The sequence below is a fragment of the Kaistia geumhonensis genome, assembly GCF_030815145.1.
Taxonomy (GTDB): domain Bacteria; phylum Pseudomonadota; class Alphaproteobacteria; order Rhizobiales; family Kaistiaceae; genus Kaistia; species Kaistia geumhonensis.
Genome location: NZ_JAUSWJ010000001.1, coordinates 359752 through 376507, shown reverse-complemented (window position 1 = coordinate 376507; position 16756 = coordinate 359752). Strand labels below are relative to the sequence as shown.

Here is a 16756-nt window from a genome sequence, read left to right as displayed (position 1 = left end):
TGCATGAGGGTGGTTAGGCCTTGGCCGCTTCGGGCATGCCATGCCAATCTGTCGCCGGTTCGGGGGAGGTCGATGAACATCGGCCGCAATCACGAAAGCAGAGGGTACATGAAGCTCCGCAATGCGGCCTGGTCGATTTTCGGACTGGTGGCGGTCGTCGTCTCGGTCTTCATTCTCTATCGCGAGTTCCGCCGCATCTCCTTCGCGGCTGTCGCCGACAGCCTCGCCGCCATCAGCGTGCACAACTGGGTCCTGGCAGTACTCGCAACGCTCTGCGCCTATGGCGCGCTCGCCTGGTATGACCGCATCGCGATCGCCCATATCGGCGGCAAGAAGATCTCTTGGCTGTTCATTTCGCTCTGCTCGTTCACGACCTACGCGCTATCCCACAATATCGGCGCCTCGGTGATCTCCGGCGCCGTCGTCCGCTATCGCGCCTATTCGACCCGCGGGCTCACGGCGCAGGAAATCGGCCTGCTGATCGTCTTCTGCTCTTTCACCTTTGGCCTCGGCACGGTTCTCACCAGCGGCGGCGTTCTGGTGATCGAGCCTTCCCTGATCCGGCGTTTCGTCGATGTTCCGCAATGGGTCGGCCTCGCCCTCGGCCTCGCGCTGCTTGGCCTCGTCGCGCTCTATGTCTTCGGCTCGTGGCGCCACCTGCCGCCTTGGACCTTTCGCAAGTTCCAGGTCCAGTATCCGCGGCTTCCGATCGTCGCGCGCCAGCTGCTGGCGGGGCCGCTCGAGCTCTGCGGTGCGGCGGCGATCATCTATTTCGCCCTGCCTGCGACGGGAAATCCAGGCTACCTGATCATCCTCGGCATCTTCCTCGCTTCCTTCACGCTGGCGCTGCTTTCCCATGCGCCGGGCGGGCTTGGCGTGCTCGAGGTGACATTCCTCGCCGCGCTGCCGGAGATGAACCCGAACGACGTCCTGGCGGCGCTGATCGTCTTCCGCCTGCTCTATCTGCTCATTCCCTTCGCGATGTCGCTCGTCATCGTGCTCATCTTCGAGAAGATGCAGTTCGGACGCCGCGACCTCTGAGGGTATGCCAAACGAAAAGGGCAGGGGACCAGCCCCTGCCCTCCGGTGTCGTCGACATGGGAACAGTCAGCCGCCGCGCGCGGCGAGCGTCTTCTCCCAGCGCTTGTTGTAGCCCATCGGATTTTCCGGCAGCCGCTCGACCGGGACGCCAAGATTGGCGGCGCGGATCAGGGCGATGTCGGCCTTGGGCGTGCGATCCATGGTCAGGACACCGTTCTGCTCCTGATAGGTGTCGGTGAGCTGCGTGTAGCAGTATCCCGCCAGAAGCTCGGAATCGGTTGCGCCGGAGAGCACGTCGCCATAGCGCGCGACGAAATCATCGGTGTCCTTCGCCGTGCTGTAGCCCCAGCCGGCTTCGGTCCCCATGAAATAGGCGATGCCGCCGAATTCGGTCAGCATGACCGGCTGGCCCACCCACGGATGACCGTCGAGCGCCAGCGCCCGGCCGGCCGAGCGGAAGGTCGTCAGCGTGTCGTGGAATGCCACTTCGGAGCCGTAGCGGTCGTGCAGGACGGCGCCGCTGTGGTGGTAATCGTGCACGGCGAAGATGTCGGTCGCGAGCTGCTCCCAACCGTCATTACCGCTGACCGGACGCGTCGGATCGAGCGTCTTGGTGAGGTGGTAGAGCGCCTGCTGGTAGCTGCGCTGCACCGTGCTGTGCGGCAGCTCCGGAATGCCCCAGGATTCGTTGAACGGTACCCAGGTGACGATGCAGGGGTGCGAATAGTCGCGCTCGATCGCCTCCTGCCATTCGGCGGCGAGGCGGGTCACCGACTCGGTCGAATAGCCGTAGGCGCTCGGCATCTCCTCCCAGACCAGCAGGCCTAGCATGTCGGCCCAATAGAGGAACCGAGGATTCTCGATCTTCTGGTGCTTGCGAACGCCATTGAAACCGAGCTGCTTGGTGAGCTCGACATCGCGCCGCAGCTCCTCGTCGCTCGCGGTCATGACGCCCTCGCGCCAATAGCCTTGATCGAGGACGAGGCGCAGGAAGTAGGACCGCCCGTTCATCACGAAGCGGCCATTGGCGGTGGAGACGGCGCGGAGCGCGGTATAGCTCTTCACGCTGTCGACGACCTTGCCCGAGGCATCGACAAGTTCGACCGTGGCGTCGATGACTTGCGGGTGCTCCGGCGACCAGACGAATTCCGCCCGCGCATCGTCGATGCCGGGGTCGGGGAGGGCGATGACACGGCTCGTGTCCCTTCCCTTCAGTGCATAGTCGTCCTCGACGAGGATGCGGCCGTTGAGCGAAAGCGCTACCCGCAGCCGGCAGCCGACCGGCGCCGTCACGCGCGTATCGAGGCGGATCTCGAAACGGGCGAAATCGGGCGTCCACTGAAGCCGCTCGAGATGGCTGCGGCCGACACGCTCGACGAAAACAGTCTGCCAGATACCGGTGGTGCGCGGGTACCAGATGCCATGCGGCTCGGCGAGCCAATCCTGCTTGCCGCGCGGCTTCATCATGTCGGCCGGATCGTCCTCGGCACGGACAACGATGTCGATCTTGCCGTCGGTCACATAGGCGCCGAGGCGAACGCGCACCGGCGTGTGCCCGCCGACATGGCTCGCGGCATGCTGGCCGTTGATCCAGATGTCGCTCTTGTAGTCGATGGCGCCGAAGTGGAGGATCGCATCGTGTTCGGCATCCGGCGCGAGATCCGCCGGCAGCTCCAGTTCACGGCGATACCAGACGACCGGATGGAAGCCCTCGTCGTGAATGCCACTGCGCGGCGCTTCAGGCGCATAGGGGACGGTGATGGTGCGGTCGAAGCGTGCGTCGGCCGGGCCGGTCCAGCGCGCTTCGTCGTCATGGGCGAACTGCCAGGCACCGTCGAGCGAGAGCCAGCGTTCGCGCTCGAATTGCGGGCGCGGATGTTCACTATAGGCCAAGGCGTTTCCTCCGAAGGGCAGGGTCTTTTCCGGTGAGGCGGCCCGCCTCCCGGAATGCGCCAATGGTATTACCATATGACGCACTTTGCGACAGTCGGAATCTTGGGCGTCCGGTCGCACTCGGCGCCGCAATCAAGCGTTACAAATGACGCAATCGCGCCGTCTTGGCGGCCGCAAGCGGCCCGAAAGACCTGTGATCGTGCCAACATCGATCTGGATTCGGGGTGAATCATGAAACCTGGTACGAGAACTCGCGGCGCTACGCGACCGGCGACCATCGCCCTCTACGGCGCCGCCGTGGCCGTCGCCCTCGGGGCCGCTGCGCTCGGCAGCGCCATCCTCGCGCCGGAGGTCTTTTCGGGAAGCGCCGAGGAGCCGACGCTCGTCGTCTCCTTCGGGGCGCGGCCGATCACAATGCCAGACCGCATCGCCGGCATCATCGAGCCGGCGATCCCGGCCGTGCCCGTCGCGGCGCGCCCGGCAACGATGATACAGACGGCTCCGGCCGTCGCGCCGCCGCTCGCGGTCGCCGCTCCGATCCCGCCGAAGCCGCAGCCGCGGCCGTGCCTCGAATGCATGCCGCGCAAGCTCGCGGCCATTCCCGCCGAGCCGGCACCGCCAGCGGCAGCCTCCATCGCCGCGGACGAAGCGCCGGTGATGCTGGCGTCGATCGAAGCCGAAGGTCCTGTGCCGCCGATGCCGGTCGGGGCAGGCGAGGGAGGTCGTCCCGGGCTCCTGGTGCGTGGCGGCCAGGCCGTGGTCCAGGGAAGTACCGCGCTGGTCGGTTCGGCCTGGTCGCTGTCTGGCGCGGCCGTCGGCGGCCTCGTGCAGGGTGTGCGCGAACTGTCGTTCTAGGCCCTGCCCTTCGCCAAGGAGTTCAGGCCGCCGCGACGCGACAGCAGGAACGCGGCTGTCATGAGTTCCCAAACCGTGATCGTGTAGACGCTCGCCCGCTCGACCGCACCGGCCGGAAACCAGCCTGGGCCGGCCACGAGGAAAAGGATGCTGCCGATCCCGAAAAGCCCGAGGACGATGCCGGCCGGACGATAGACGCGCGGCATCCCGAGCGGCGCCAGCGCGAAGCCCGACGAAATCGCGACGATGTTGCCGCCGAGGATCGACAGGCTGGCGCCGACCATGTGCCAGATGATGGTCCCGTCGGCGATCTCGCGTGTGCCGCTATGAAAGAGCGCGATGAGCACCAGCCCCAGCGCATCGGCGAGCGCCGCGCCGAGAAACACCGCGTAGGCCGGACCTCGCCTCGGCAGCGCCCGTCCCACGATCACCGCCGCCGAAGCAAAGAAGAGCGCTTGCACCACGAAGCCGGCATTCATCACCGACGCCAAAGGGGAGTCGATGCTCCGGCCGTCTATGACGGTCGGGTAGGGGATTCCGAGATCGCTGATCATATGCGTCGAGAAGCTGTAGCCCCGGAACGCCAAGGCCGCGATCGTTTCCGGGATGAAGTAGGAAAACGCCGTGCCGAGCCAACACAAGGCCGCCATCCTCGCGGCCCAGTCCGCAGCGACAGTTCGGGATGTCGAGCGCATCAGTGAATTCCCAGGACGTTCCGAGCGGTCCACCGTGGACAGCCCCGGTTGTCGATACGTCGAGGTCGGCGCTTTGGTTTCCGCGACCGCGCGATGGTCCGCCGCCCGGCCCGCTCCTATTGCTGGTCTGCGGAACGTGGTCGGAAATCGCAGGAGTCGCCTTTGTCGGCGACGGAAATATGCAGTAAAATCCGAGTGTTGGTCGGACCGCCTAAAGCGCCCATCATGATTTCCGATCCGAGCCAGCCGAGATGCGTGGGATCGAAGAACATCGAGAAGCTGCAAAACCTCCAGAACCTGCGCCGGACCGCCTCTGACGAGTGGAGCATTGTCAGCCGATCCTCGCAGTTTGATCGTCACGCTTGACCGTGACAGATCGACCCCGGCAACCTCGAACCGTACAGCCGCGCAGATCACGATCCTCTATGCATCGACAATCTCGCGGCTGGATCCGCCCAGAACGACCGCAGCGACGGACCGCCCGTCCAACCCAATCGCGTTAGTTCCATAATCTTCCTTATGCGAATCATGCATTGTCGTTTCCCTGACGGTCTTTCGGGTTGGACGCTGGGCTCGCCTGAGCCACCGGCATGCCTCGCCACGACGGCCTGCCGGCTGCTAGCATGGTCGCCACCTCCTCGCTTCTGCCACCAGCCGGACCGCGATCGTGACTTCCGTTCTTTCCCTCAATGCCTGGGGTGGACGCCTCCATGGCCCGCTGCTCGGATATCTCGCGGACAGTCCCGCCGACGTGATCTGCCTGCAGGAAGTCACGCGTACGCCGGGTCACCGACATGGTTGGCTCGACTATCGCGACGGCGACATCGTGCTGCCGCAGCGGACCAATCTCTTCGACGAGATCGCAGAAGCCCTGCCCGACCACGACGGCCTCTTCATGCCGGCGGCGCGGGGCGTGTTGCATGACGGCGAGACGGCTGTTCCGTCCGAGTTCGGCCTCGCTACCTTCTGGCGCAGATCGCTGTCGCTGCTCGGCCAGGCGCAGGACTTCGTCCATGGCGCGTTCCTCGCCGATCGTTGGGGCGAGCACCCGCGCGCCCGCAATGCTCACGTCATCCGCGTTCATGACCACGAAGCCGGCTTCACCGCGACGATCGGGCAGATGCACGGGCTCCGCGATCCGGCCGGAAAACAGGATACGGCGGCGAAGCTCGCGCAGGCCGAGGCGTTCGCGGCGCTCGTCCGGAACGTCTGGCCGGGCGGCGAGCGGCTGGTCGCTTGCGGCGACCTCAACGTGCTGCCACAAAGCCGGACCTTTGCGATACTCGGCGAACTCGGCCTGCGCGACCTCGTCATTGGCCACGGCTTCACCGACACGCGCACGTCGCTTTACGCCAAGCCGGGCCGCTTCGCCGATTACATGCTCGTCAACGAGATGGTTTCGGTCACGTCATTCGACGTCGTCGCAGAACCGGAAGTCTCGGACCACCGGCCGCTCGAGCTCTCCTTCGGGTGAGGGCGCCGCGCCCTCCCCGGCCCGCGGATCGCCTTTGCCGGCTTGCGCCAGATCAAGCCTCGTCGGCGCCGTGAGCCGATAATCCGCGTGCCTGCGAGGACAGGCAGCGATCGATCGGAGGGTTCATGGACGGCGCCAAGAAGGACGATGGCGGGAGCCGGCGCGTGGCCGGGGCCGTCGAGACGGAAGCGATGCGGCTGGAAGAGGCGCTGGTTGCCGAGCGCGCCGAGGCGGTGCAGCAGGCCGAGATCGCTGCGATCGAGGCCATCAAAAGCAAGCCGGGGACGGGCGAGGGCGTCGCCGCCATCATTGCCGGCTCAGCCCCTGACGACGCTGCCCGCATCGAGGCGGAATTCGGCCTTCCCAAGGCTCCCGGCCGACCGAAAAAGACGAGCGACGAACTCGCCGAGGACTGGCGGCGTGGCGGATATCCTTATCGCTACAAGATGTTGCGCCACGACTACGAGCGCCAGAAATTCGCTCTCCAGACCGAACTGCTCAAGCTGCAGACCTGGGTCAAGGACGCGCGGCAGCGCGTCGTCATCCTCTTCGAGGGGCGCGACGCGGCAGGCAAGGGCGGCGCGATCAAGCGCTTCATGGAGCATCTGAACCCCCGCGGCGCGCGCGTCGTGGCGCTGGAAAAGCCGAGCGAAGTCGAGCGCGGCCAGTGGTATTTCCAGCGCTATACAAGCCACCTGCCCTCGACCGGCGAAATCGTCCTCTTCGATCGCTCATGGTATAACAGGGCCGGTGTCGAGCGTGTCATGGGCTTCTGCAGCGACGAGGAGTATCGCGAATTCCTGCTCCAGACGCCAGACTTCGAGCGCAATCTGGTGCGCAGCGGCATCCATCTCATCAAGTTCTGGTTCTCGGTGAGCCGCGAGGAGCAGCGCCGGCGCTTCAAGGAGCGCAACGTCCATCCGCTGAAGCAGTGGAAGCTCTCGCCGATCGATCTCGCGAGCCTCGACAAGTGGGAGGACTACACCCGCGCCAAGGAGGCGATGTTCTTCGCCACGGACACCGCGGACTCGCCCTGGACGGTGATCAAGTCCGACGACAAGAAGCGGGCCCGCATCAACGCCATGCGCTACGTGCTGCATTCCCTGCCCTACAAGGGCAAGGACGGCAGCCGGATCGGCCCGATCGACAATCTCCTGGTCGGCCGCGCGAATTTCATCCACGAGCGCGGCGAGGTCGATATCACCCGGCCGGGGAAGACGGTCCGCTGAGCCGCCGCAGGGGCGGGGCAGCGCGCCCTCCCCCTGCACGCAGCCCACCTTCAGCCCGGCTCTTCGCGGCAGCCTGCGGCGGCTTCGCCATTGACAGCCGCATGGCGGTTCGACAGATAGGCGCCAACCGCCCGCAATGACGGGCTTTTCGCGCGCCGGCTCGCCACTCCCGCCGCGCCTGATCTTCGGAAGTTGCCGCATGAACCGCGAAGCGCCCGCCGGCGAAGCCCCGCGCATTTCCTTCGTCAGCCTCGGCTGCCCCAAGGCGCTCGTCGATTCCGAGCGGATCCTGACGCATCTGAGAGCCGAGGGCTACGAACTCTCGCGCAACCACGACGGCGCCGATGTCGTCATCGTCAACACCTGCGGATTCCTCGACAGCGCAAAGGCGGAATCGCTCGAGGCGATCGGCACGGCGATGAAGGAGAACGGCAAGGTGATCGTCACCGGCTGCATGGGCGCCGAGCCCGAGCAGATCCGCGACGCCTTCCCGAACGTGCTCGCGATCACCGGCCCGCAGCAATATGAGAGCGTGCTCGGCGCGGTGCACCAGGCGGTGCAGCCGGCGCATGATCCGTTCGTCGATCTCGTGCCACCGCAGGGCATCAAGCTGACGCCGCGTCACTACGCCTATCTGAAGATCTCGGAAGGCTGCAACAACCGCTGCTCCTTCTGCATCATTCCGAAGCTCCGGGGCGACCTCGTCAGCCGTCCCGCCGCCGATGTGCTGCGCGAGGCCGAGCGCCTCGTGAAGGCCGGCGTCAAGGAATTGCTGGTGATCTCACAGGATACCAGCGCCTATGGCGTCGATGTCAAATACGAGACGAGCCGCTGGCGCGACCGCGATGTCAGGGCCAAGTTCCTCGATCTCGCCTCCGAGCTCGGCGAACTCGGCGCCTGGGTGCGGATGCACTATGTCTACCCCTACCCGCATGTCGACGCCGTCATCGAGCTGATGGCCGAAGGCAAGATCCTCCCCTATGTCGACATACCCTTCCAGCATGCGAGCCCCTCGGTGCTGAAGGCGATGCGCCGGCCGGCGCATCAGGAAAAGACCGCCGAACGAATCCATCGCTGGCGGGAAATCTGCCCGGACCTCGCCGTTCGCTCGACCTTCATCGTCGGCTTCCCCGGCGAAACCGAGGAGGATTTCGAGTTCCTGCTCGACTGGCTCTCCGAGGTGAAGCTCGACCGCGTCGGGTGCTTCAAGTTCGAGCCGGTAGACGGCGCGCCCGCCAACGCCCTCCCCGATCCGGTGCCGGACGAGGTCAAGGAAAGCCGCTGGCACCGCTTCATGCAGCGGCAGCAGGCGATCAGCGCCAAGCGCCTCGAGAAGCGCGTCGGCCGCCGCATCCAGGTGATCGTCGACGAAACCAACGGGCTCACCGCCAAGGGCCGCTCGGTCTGGGACGCGCCTGAAATCGACGGCAGCGTCCACCTGGCCTCGCGCCGCCCGATCCGGGTGGGCGATATCGTCACCGCCCGCATCGAGCGCGCCGACGCCTACGACCTTTACGGTCAGGTGGTTTGAGGGACGGGGGCTTACGCCCCCTGCCCCGCCTCGGCCCGCAGCCGCGAGGCCAGGGCTTCAAGACGCGCGACGGGTGCGCGGCCGATCAGCATGCGGCCGAAACCATCCTCCTGCCAGTGGACCACGGAGAATCCCTCGATCTCGGTCGCGTCCGGCTCGACGTCCTTCGGACTACCGTTTCGGATGATGCAGAAGGCGATCGGGCCATAGTCGGTGTCGAGATAGGCGATCTGCACCAGCGGCTTGCCCTTGAAGGCATAGAGCTGCGCCCCACGGAACGCCGGATCGCCGGCCGTGATCGCCCCGGAGGTGAGCGGCAGGCCGAGCGCGGACGAGGCGAGCTGGAGCTGGCGGGCCGCGAGGTCCGGCGATGGAACGAGCGCCAGAGTCTCCGCGGTCGTGAACCGCCAGTATTCGGCGACTGCCTGTAGCCAGGTTTCCTGTTCAGCGGGTGCCTCGGTACGGCGCAAGGCAAGCCCGTAGCCGATCCCGCCGGCAACCAGTGCGACGATGACGAAGCTCGCAAGCGCGACAGCCGGACGCCACGGCCGCGCCAGATCCGCAAGCCCAAACGAGGGGCGACGCTCCTTCTTCGGCGCTGCCGGCGTCGCGGTCATGGCCGTGAGCTGCTCGGCGAGCATCAACCGCAGCCGGGCTTCCGGCGCCGAGCCGGCGAGCATAGCCAGTGCCGGCCCGACCCCTTCCCCGGCCCTTCGAAGGCGATCGATCCGCGCCGCAAGCAGGGGTTCGTGCTCAAGTCGCGCATCGATCCTGATGCGCTCGTCGGAGGGCAGTTCGCCGTCCAGATAGGCCGTCAGAAGTTCGTCGTCGGGAGTGTCGGGCTCGGCCATGGAGTTCCCTGTCATTCGTCCTTGAGGCCGGCGAGACGTTCGCGAGCCGCGGCCAGGCGGCTCATGATGGTCCCGACCGGAACGCCGAGCAGCGCCGCCGCCTCGCGATAGGCATAACCCTCCGCATAGACCAGAAGCACCGCCTCGCGCTGCCCGTCCGAAAGCGCTCCGATGGCAGACAACACCTGTGCGGCTAGAATATTCGTTTCGGTCGCTTCGCCGCCGTCGAAGACCAGCGCCAGCTCGGCATCGACGGTGCCGGCGCCAGCGCGCACGCGCCGGGCCCGGATCTCGTTGAGCCAGATCGAATGCAGGATGGCGAACAGCCAGCGGTCGAGTCGCGTGCCCGGCTGGTACTGATCGGCGCGCTCGAGCGCTCGGACACATGTCGCCTGCACGAGATCCTCGGCCGTGTCCCGCCGGCGCGAAAGGATCAGGGCAAACCGCCACAGGCTGACGAGATGGTCGCCGAGCGCGTCTCTCACATCATCGTGACCGGATGGGCGCATGGCGGGGTGAATAGCGCTGGGGTGAGCGGTGTTCTTGCTGCAGTCCCGCCGATGGGGTTCGGGAACATTCGGAGGTCTTGATGACTAGCATGTCTCGTTGGACGGCGCGAAGCGCCGCCGCATTCGCCCTCGCACTCCTCGCCGCGCTTCCGGCGGTGGCGGCGAGCGGCGGTAGCGGCGGATCGTCGGGCGGCGGCGGCGGTATGCCGGCCGAGCAGGTCTGCAAGAAGGGGCTGGTCTGGTCGAAGTCGCTGGAACGCTGTGTGAAGCCGCAGTCCGGCAGCCTCTCGGACCAGGAGCTGACGGAGCAGGGCCGGGCGCTGGCCCTCGCCGGCCACTACGAAAATGCGCTGATCGTGCTCGATGCGGTCGGAAACAAGCAGGATGCCACGGTGCTGACCTATATCGGCTATAGCCATCGCAAGATGGGTGATGTCGATACCGGCATCCGTTTCTACAAACAGGCTCTGGCGATCGAGCCCGGCAATCTCAACACGCGCGAATATCTCGGCGAGGGCTATGCCAGCGCGGGGCGGATCGAGGAGGCCAAGGCCGAACTCGCGATGCTCGAAAAGCTCTGCGGGAGCAAGACATGCGAGCAGTACGAGGATCTGTCGAGCTTCATCGAGACGGGCCACGAATGAACGGAAACAGCGCCGGGCGGCACCCATGACCCGCTCTCCATCCGTTCCGGCGGCGCGTTTCGCGTCGCCGGTCAGTCTCCTGTCGCTTGTTACCGTGACGCCCGACAATCATGTGCCACAGGCCGTCGCGCGGGAGCGGGCGCGAACGATCTTCGGGAGCCGGATGCCGTTCTTCGATCAGTTGCAGCAGGTCTTCGACAATGCGGCGATCGATACGCGGCATTCCTGTCTGCCCGTCGAGTGGTTCATGGGTGAAGCCGATTTCGGCGAGAAATCGCGGCTCTATGTCGAGAACGCCACCGCCCTCGCCCGCAATGGCGCGGAGAAGGCGCGGCAGGCAGCCGGGATCGCGGCCGAGGATATCGACGCCATCGTCTTCGTGTCATCGACCGGCATCGCGACGCCCAGCGTCGAGGCGCGCGTCATGAACCTGATGCCGTTTCGCCGCGATGTGGTCCGCCTGCCGATTTTCGGCCTCGGCTGCGCAGGCGGCGTGCTCGGGCTTTCCCGCGCCGCCCAGATGGCGCGGGCGATGCCCGGCGCCAACATCCTGCTGATTGTCGTCGAGTTCTCCTCCCTCGCCTTCCGCCATGACCGGCTCACCAAGAGTAATCTCGTCGCCTGTGCCCTGTTCGGCGACGGCGGCGCGGCGGCAGTCCTTCGGTCCGGCGAGGAGGGCGCGGTGACGATCGGCGCGGGCGGCGAACATTGCTGGCCCGATACGCTCGATGTCATGGGCTGGGACGTCGATGGCGGCGGGCTCGACGTCATCTTCAAGCAGAGCATCCCGGAGATCGTCGCGCGCGACTATCCCGGTGCCCTTGACGCGTTCCTCGCAGGCGCGAGCCTCTCGCGGGCCGATATCGATCGGCCATGCTGCCATCCCGGCGGCGCGAAGGTCGTCGACGCGCTGGAGGATGTGCTCGGCTATGCGCGGGGCGGGCTCGATGCCGAGCGCAAGGTGCTTAGGGAGAACGGCAACATGTCCGCGCCGACTGTGCTCTTTGTGCTCGAGGAGCTTCTCTCGCGCGGCGAGGGTGGCGCGTGGCTGCTGTCCTCGCTCGGGCCCGGCTTCACGGCGGCCTTCCAGATGGTCCATGCTACCCCGCAGCCTCGATCGGGCGCGCCGCGCGCATGATGACCGCGAAGGATATCGCCCTCGTCTGGCCGTATCTGCTGCTCGGCCTTGTCGTCATCCAGCGAGTGATCGAACTCGCCTGGTCGGAGCGCAACCGGCGCGAACTCATGAAGCGCCGCGGCCGCGAGATCGGCCGCGCGCACTACCCGCTGTTCATCCTGCTGCACGGGACATGGCTGCTTGCCATGTTCCTGTTCGTCCAGCCGGGAATTCCGGTACATTGGGCCGCGCTCGGCGCCTTCCTGCTGCTCCAGTTGCTGCGCGTCTGGACCATCGCCAGCCTCGGCCCGTTCTGGACCACGCGCATCATCACGGTCGACGATCAGCCGCTGAGGCGGCGCGGTCCCTACCGCCTGATCCGCCACCCGAACTATCTGATCGTGGCGATCGAGGTGCCGCTGCTGCCCTGGCTGCTGTCGCTCCCCTCGCAGGCCGTACTCTTTGGAGTGCTCAATCTCGCTCTGCTCGGCTGGCGGATCCACGTCGAGAGCGTAGCCCTCTCGCCGCGCCGGCAATTGCAGCAGTCCTGATCCAGCCGTTGGGGTGAAAGGCGCTCGCCGGGGCCCGCTTCAAAAGGGGCGAGGAATGGGGTGCGGACCTTCGCCGGGAATTCTCGCCGTTTGCCCCCTGCCCCCGCCTACCGCGCCAGCAGCGTTGCCAGTGCCTCCGCCACGACTTCGGTCGCCATGCGCAGATCGGCGAGGCGCAGATGCTCGTCGGCGGAGTGGGCATTGGCATCGACGATCGAGCGCGGGCCGGCGCCGTAGAGAACAGTGGGGATGCCCGCCGCGGCGTAGTGCCGGGCGTCGGTGTAGAGCGGTACGCCTGTAACATCGATCGGCTGGCCCGATAGAGCCTCGGCGGGGACGCGCAAGGCCTCGACCAGCCGCTCGACGCCGGGCAACGGGCGCAGCGGCTCCGCCAGCAGGATGCGCCGGCACTCGACTTCGATCCCCGGCGTCGGCGGAAAGGCGCCTTCGATCAGCCGCACGAGCTCGGCCTCGACGGTCTCGCCATCCTCCTCGAGGATCAGCCGGCGGTCGATCCGCAGCACGATCCGGTCGGGCACGACATTGGTGCTGATGCCGCCCGAAATGAGGCCGACGGTGATCTGCGGTCCGCCGATGCCGGGCTCATCCGAAGCGATGGCGGCGAGCCGCCGCCGCTCGGCATAGATGGCCGAGAGGATCGGTGTCGCCGCCTCCAGAGCGTCGGCGCCGGTCGCCGCCACCGCGGCATGAGCCTGCCTGCCGCGCACCACCACTTCGAGATGGAGCACGCCGGTATGGGCTGTGGCGATGGCGTGCGAGAAGCCGGAGGTGATCGCAAAATCGGCATCGGTGAGCCCATGCTCGATGAGCCATTTCGGGCCGACGAAGCCGCCGGTTTCCTCGTCATAGGTGAAATGCAGCTCGACGGCGCCGTCGAGCGGGAGCCCGCTGTCCTCAAGTGCCTTGAGCGCGAAGGCATAGGCCGCGAAATCGCCCTTCGAGACAGCCGCGCCACGACCATAGATGGCGCCGCGCCGCTCTTCGGCGCCGTAGGGGTCGCTTGTCCAGCCTTCGCCGGGCGGCACCACGTCGCCATGCGCGACGAGCGCGACCACCGGCCCCTCCCCGCTGCCAAAGCGCCGGCGCACGATGAGATTGACGATGCTCTTCAGCCCGTGCTGCCGCGAGAAGGGCTCGGGCACCGGATGCTGTTCGACAGTGAAGCCGAGCTCTTCCAGCGCCGCCTTGGTCATCTCGGCATGCGGCGCGCAATCGCCGGGCGGATTGTTGCTCGGCATGCGGATCATCGCCTTGAGAAAGGCGACCTCGCGTTCAAACAGGGCGTCGACGGCGGCTCCGATCATTTGGCTTCGCCTTCCTGACGCGCCAGTTCCTCGATGGTCGCGACGAGCCCTTCTACGGCCGCTCCGAGATCGTCGACCGAAACCCATTCGTTGGGATTGTGGCTGATACCGGCCCGGCAGCGCACGAAGATCATGCCGAAATCGCAGAGCTGCGCCATGGCCTGCCCGTCATGACCGGCGCCCGACATGAGGCTGCGGGGCGGCGCCTGCTGGACGCGGGCGATTCCGGCGGCGATCGCCTTCGTCATGCGCGGCGCGCAGGTGGCGACGGCTTTCTCCAGCACCGTTTCGACGCCGACCACGACCTGACGCCGCTTGTCGATCCGGCGAGCGAACAACGTGATTTCCTCGACCGCCGCCTTCCGTGCATCGTCGGTCGCGGCGCGGACATCGAGCGAGAAGCGCACATCGGCCGGGATGACGTTCGAGGCGCCGGGCATCACCTCGACATGGCCGACTGTCGCAACGAGGCTGTGCTTCTTGCCCTTCCGGGCGACCTCCTCCGCCGCCAGGATGATCTCGGCGGCGGCCGTCACCGCGTCATGGCGCATGTCCATCGGCACCGTTCCGGCATGGCCAGCCTCGCCGCGGATGCGGATCCGGTGGCGGCTCTGGCTTGCGATGGCGGTGACGACGCCGAGCGGCTCGTTGCTGCGCTCCAGCACCGGGCCCTGCTCGATATGCACTTCGAGATAGCCGAGCACCGCGGGGCGGGCATAGGCCTCGTTCGAAAGCCGCGACGGGTCGCCGCCGAAGGCAATGAGCGCCTCACGAAGGCTCACACCCTTCTCGTCGGTCGCCTCCAGCGCCTTCGGGTCGAAGATGCCCGCCGCCACCGACGAGGATGTCAGCGTCACCGGAAAGCGCACGCCCTCCTCGTCGCCGAAGGCAAGGATTTCGAGGCCGAAGGGGAGCGCGACGCCCCGCGCCGTCAGTTCTTCCACGGCCAGAATTCCGGCGACGACGCCGAGATTGCCGTCGAAGCGGCCGGCGTCGATGACGGTATCGATATGCGAGCCGATCAGGAGGCTTTTGTTGGCGCTGCGGCCGGACCTTCCGGGCGGGAGGGCGCCGCGCATCGTGCCGGCAGCATCCATTCGCACGGAAAGCCCGGCGGAGCGCATCCAGTCGCCGACAAGGGCCGCGGCCTTCGCATGTTCGGGCGTCAGGTAGAGACGGGTCAGCGCGCCGTCGTCCGCTGAGATCGCTGCGAGCGCGTCGATCATCGCCAGCGCCCGCTCGCCGAGCCCCCGGCGCGAGGATGGCTTCGGGAAGGGAGCGGAACTCACGGCGCGACCCGGTCTTCGAGGCGGAAGCGAATGATGCGCTTCACCTGTCCCAGGGCTGTCGCGAACTCCGTCTCCGGCGCGTTGGGCAGGCGTTCGCGGAAGGCGGCGATAATCTGGTCCTTGGTCGATCCCTTGACGGCGCGAATGAAGGGAATGCCGTGCCTGGCGCGATAGGCCGTGTTGAGTTCGGTGAAGACCGCGAACTCTTCCGCCGTCAGGCGGTCGAGCCCCGCGCCGGTCTGCTCGTTCTGCGATTCGGGCGCGAGCTCGGCGATCTTCGCCCGCCCGGCGAGATCGGGATGCTCGCACAGGAGTGCGAGCTGCGCCTCATGCGGGGCCCGCTCGATGGCGGCATGAAACGCCGCCACCATCGCTTCGTGATCCGCGAAGGGATGCTGCGCGAAAGCTGCCGTCGCCACCCAGGGCGAATGCTCCGCGATATCTCCGAACGAAGCCACGAAGGCGGCTTCGTCCATGGCATTCACCGCGGCGAGCGGCAGCGCCTCATTCGGCATCGATGTCTCCGGCGCGGATCGCGACTGCCGACTGGTCTAGTGGCTTTGGAGCCATGCGCCAAGCGCCTGCCGATCGGCGTCGGTCATCTTCGTCTCGTTGCCGAGCGGCATCGCACGGCCCTGCACCGCCTGCGCGATGATCTGGTCCTTATGCTGGATAAGCTCCGCCGTGGTCTGGAGCATCACGCCCTTCGGCGGCTGGTCGAACCCGTCATGCGTCGGCCTGGCGGCGTGGCACATGGCACAGTGTTTCGAGGTGATCGTCAGCACGTCGGCGTCGGAAATCGCCGTCCCTTCGGCGACTTCGATTGGCCGCGGCGCCGTCTGTACGATCAGGAAGCCAAGCACGACGAGCGCGAGGGGCAGCGTCCAGACATATTTCAGCAGCGGATCGTGCGCCTCGTGACGGTTGAGGAAATGGCGCACCGAACCGCCGAGCAGCAGCACGAAGGCGACGATCAGCCAGCCCTCGGGATGTCCGGTCAGGAGCGGATAATGGTTGGACACCATCATCAGCAGCACCGGCAGCGTCAGATAATTGTTGTGAACCGAGCGCTGCTTGCCGATCGCGCCGAGACGGGGGTCCGGCTTCTCGTGCGCCAGCAGCGAGGCGACGATCTTGCGCTGGTTCGGGATGATCACGCGGAAGACGTTGAAGGCCATGATCGTGCCGATGAAGGCGCCGACATGGATGAACGCGCCCCGGCCCGAAAAGACATGCGTGAAGAGATAGGCGGCGCCGACGATCAGAATGAACAGGCAGACCGCGAGCACTGGCGTCGAACGGCCGAGCGCCGACTTGCACAGCCGGTCATAGATGAACCAGCCGGCGAAGAGCGAAGCGACCGAAATGACCACCGCTTGCGAGGGTAGCAGCGGCAGCACCGAGCGGTCGATCAGGAAGGAGTTCGCGTTCCAGTAGTACTGAACGATGAGGAGCAGGAAGCCCGAGACCCAGGTGAGATAGGCCTCCCAGCGGTACCAGATGAGATCGGACGGCAGAGCCGGCGGCGCCACCAGATACTTCTCGACGTGATAGAAGCCGCCGCCGTGAACCTCCCAGGCCGTGCCGTAGACGCCGGGTTTCATCTGCTCGCGCTTCCTGAGCGATAGGTCGAGCGCGATAAAATAGAAGGAGGTCCCGATCCATCCGATTCCCACGACAAGATGGAACCAGCGGAAGAGGAGGTTGAGCCAATCGACGACGAATGCGGACATGTTGGGAGAAGGCGGCCCC

16 protein-coding genes are annotated in these 16756 nt (G+C 66.5%); 8 read left to right on the top strand and 8 right to left on the bottom strand.

Annotated features, from left to right (window positions below; translation table 11 throughout):
* Positions 1-108 precede the first annotated feature (108 nt).
* Positions 109-1041, top strand: a complete 933-nt coding sequence (locus QO015_RS01780; RefSeq protein ID WP_266281862.1) for a lysylphosphatidylglycerol synthase transmembrane domain-containing protein — start codon at positions 109-111, stop codon at positions 1039-1041.
* 66 nt (positions 1042-1107) lie between these two features.
* Here QO015_RS01780 and QO015_RS01775 read toward each other — a convergent pair whose 3' ends face one another.
* Entirely contained in the window at positions 1108-2934 is a 1827-nt protein-coding gene (locus QO015_RS01775; protein ID WP_266281864.1) for a glycoside hydrolase family 2 protein, read from the bottom strand.
* A 231-nt stretch (positions 2935-3165) separates the two neighbouring features.
* On the opposite strand from QO015_RS01775, the gene QO015_RS01770 reads away from it, so the two are divergent.
* Entirely contained in the window at positions 3166-3789 is a 624-nt protein-coding gene (locus QO015_RS01770) for a hypothetical protein (RefSeq protein ID WP_266281866.1), read from the top strand.
* Here QO015_RS01770 and QO015_RS01765 read toward each other — a convergent pair.
* Entirely contained in the window at positions 3786-4844 is a 1059-nt protein-coding gene (locus QO015_RS01765; RefSeq protein ID WP_307288224.1) for a DUF998 domain-containing protein, read from the bottom strand. The two genes, QO015_RS01770 and QO015_RS01765, sit on opposite strands and share 4 nt — an antisense overlap.
* A 304-nt stretch (positions 4845-5148) precedes the next feature.
* On the opposite strand from QO015_RS01765, the gene QO015_RS01760 reads away from it, so the two are divergent.
* From QO015_RS01760 to rimO, 3 genes are all read left to right on the top strand, one after another.
* Positions 5149-5958: an endonuclease/exonuclease/phosphatase family protein gene (locus tag QO015_RS01760; RefSeq protein ID WP_266282519.1), complete on the top strand. Its 810-nt coding sequence runs from the start codon at positions 5149-5151 to the stop codon at positions 5956-5958.
* Between the two features lie 125 nt (positions 5959-6083).
* Complete coding sequence (gene ppk2 / locus QO015_RS01755) at positions 6084-7187, top strand: polyphosphate kinase 2 (protein ID WP_370877382.1); 1104 nt, start codon at positions 6084-6086, stop codon at positions 7185-7187.
* A gap of 199 nt (positions 7188-7386) precedes the next feature.
* Positions 7387-8718, top strand: a complete 1332-nt coding sequence (gene rimO / locus QO015_RS01750; RefSeq protein ID WP_266281870.1) for a 30S ribosomal protein S12 methylthiotransferase RimO — start codon at positions 7387-7389, stop codon at positions 8716-8718.
* An 11-nt stretch (positions 8719-8729) separates the two neighbouring features.
* Here rimO and QO015_RS01745 read toward each other — a convergent pair whose 3' ends face one another.
* Together QO015_RS01745 and QO015_RS01740 are read right to left on the bottom strand one after the other, a co-directional pair.
* On the bottom strand, positions 8730-9569 hold the full coding sequence (locus QO015_RS01745; protein ID WP_266281872.1) for an anti-sigma factor family protein: 840 nt from the start codon (positions 9567-9569) through the stop codon (positions 8730-8732).
* Between the two features lie 11 nt (positions 9570-9580).
* Entirely contained in the window at positions 9581-10078 is a 498-nt protein-coding gene (locus QO015_RS01740; protein ID WP_266281874.1) for a sigma-70 family RNA polymerase sigma factor, read from the bottom strand.
* Positions 10079-10158: 80 nt separating this feature from the next.
* Here QO015_RS01740 and QO015_RS01735 point away from each other — a divergent pair, with 80 nt between their 5' ends.
* Genes QO015_RS01735 through QO015_RS01725 form a run of 3 tightly spaced genes read left to right on the top strand, consistent with a single transcriptional unit; the run spans position 10159 to position 12390 of the window.
* Complete coding sequence (locus QO015_RS01735; RefSeq protein WP_266281876.1) at positions 10159-10722, top strand: tetratricopeptide repeat protein; 564 nt, start codon at positions 10159-10161, stop codon at positions 10720-10722.
* A gap of 25 nt (positions 10723-10747) precedes the next feature.
* Positions 10748-11860, top strand: a complete 1113-nt coding sequence (locus QO015_RS01730) for a type III polyketide synthase (RefSeq protein WP_266281878.1) — start codon at positions 10748-10750, stop codon at positions 11858-11860.
* Positions 11857-12390, top strand: a complete 534-nt coding sequence (locus QO015_RS01725; RefSeq protein WP_266281880.1) for an isoprenylcysteine carboxylmethyltransferase family protein — start codon at positions 11857-11859, stop codon at positions 12388-12390. The genes QO015_RS01730 and QO015_RS01725 overlap by 4 nt, the downstream gene beginning before the upstream one ends.
* A 107-nt stretch (positions 12391-12497) precedes the next feature.
* On the opposite strand, the gene QO015_RS01720 is transcribed toward QO015_RS01725, so the two are convergent.
* From QO015_RS01720 to QO015_RS01705, 4 genes are read right to left on the bottom strand one after another with little or no spacing between them, the layout of a single operon-like run.
* Complete coding sequence (locus QO015_RS01720) at positions 12498-13715, bottom strand: M20/M25/M40 family metallo-hydrolase (RefSeq protein ID WP_266281882.1); 1218 nt, start codon at positions 13713-13715, stop codon at positions 12498-12500.
* Entirely contained in the window at positions 13712-15004 is a 1293-nt protein-coding gene (locus QO015_RS01715; RefSeq protein WP_266281885.1) for an allantoate amidohydrolase, read from the bottom strand. The genes QO015_RS01720 and QO015_RS01715 overlap by 4 nt, the downstream gene beginning before the upstream one ends.
* Entirely contained in the window at positions 15001-15519 is a 519-nt protein-coding gene (uraD, locus tag QO015_RS01710) for a 2-oxo-4-hydroxy-4-carboxy-5-ureidoimidazoline decarboxylase (protein ID WP_266281886.1), read from the bottom strand. The genes QO015_RS01715 and uraD overlap by 4 nt, the downstream gene beginning before the upstream one ends.
* 36 nt (positions 15520-15555) lie before the next feature.
* Positions 15556-16737, bottom strand: a complete 1182-nt coding sequence (locus QO015_RS01705) for a urate hydroxylase PuuD (protein ID WP_266281887.1) — start codon at positions 16735-16737, stop codon at positions 15556-15558.
* Between the last annotated feature and the right edge of the window lie 19 nt (positions 16738-16756).

Coding starts and splice junctions, on each gene's coding strand:
- QO015_RS01730 (WP_266281878.1), top strand. CDS start 10,748: ATGACCCGCTCTCCATCCGTTCCGGCGGCGCGTTTCGCGTCGCCGGTC.
- QO015_RS01705 (WP_266281887.1), bottom strand. CDS start 16,737: ATGTCCGCATTCGTCGTCGATTGGCTCAACCTCCTCTTCCGCTGGTTC.
- ppk2 (WP_370877382.1), top strand. CDS start 6,084: ATGGACGGCGCCAAGAAGGACGATGGCGGGAGCCGGCGCGTGGCCGGG.
- QO015_RS01780 (WP_266281862.1), top strand. CDS start 109: ATGAAGCTCCGCAATGCGGCCTGGTCGATTTTCGGACTGGTGGCGGTC.
- QO015_RS01740 (WP_266281874.1), bottom strand. CDS start 10,078: ATGCGCCCATCCGGTCACGATGATGTGAGAGACGCGCTCGGCGACCAT.
- QO015_RS01725 (WP_266281880.1), top strand. CDS start 11,857: ATGATGACCGCGAAGGATATCGCCCTCGTCTGGCCGTATCTGCTGCTC.
- uraD (WP_266281886.1), bottom strand. CDS start 15,519: ATGCCGAATGAGGCGCTGCCGCTCGCCGCGGTGAATGCCATGGACGAA.
- rimO (WP_266281870.1), top strand. CDS start 7,387: ATGAACCGCGAAGCGCCCGCCGGCGAAGCCCCGCGCATTTCCTTCGTC.
- QO015_RS01770 (WP_266281866.1), top strand. CDS start 3,166: ATGAAACCTGGTACGAGAACTCGCGGCGCTACGCGACCGGCGACCATC.
- QO015_RS01735 (WP_266281876.1), top strand. CDS start 10,159: ATGACTAGCATGTCTCGTTGGACGGCGCGAAGCGCCGCCGCATTCGCC.
- QO015_RS01720 (WP_266281882.1), bottom strand. CDS start 13,715: ATGATCGGAGCCGCCGTCGACGCCCTGTTTGAACGCGAGGTCGCCTTT.
- QO015_RS01745 (WP_266281872.1), bottom strand. CDS start 9,569: ATGGCCGAGCCCGACACTCCCGACGACGAACTTCTGACGGCCTATCTG.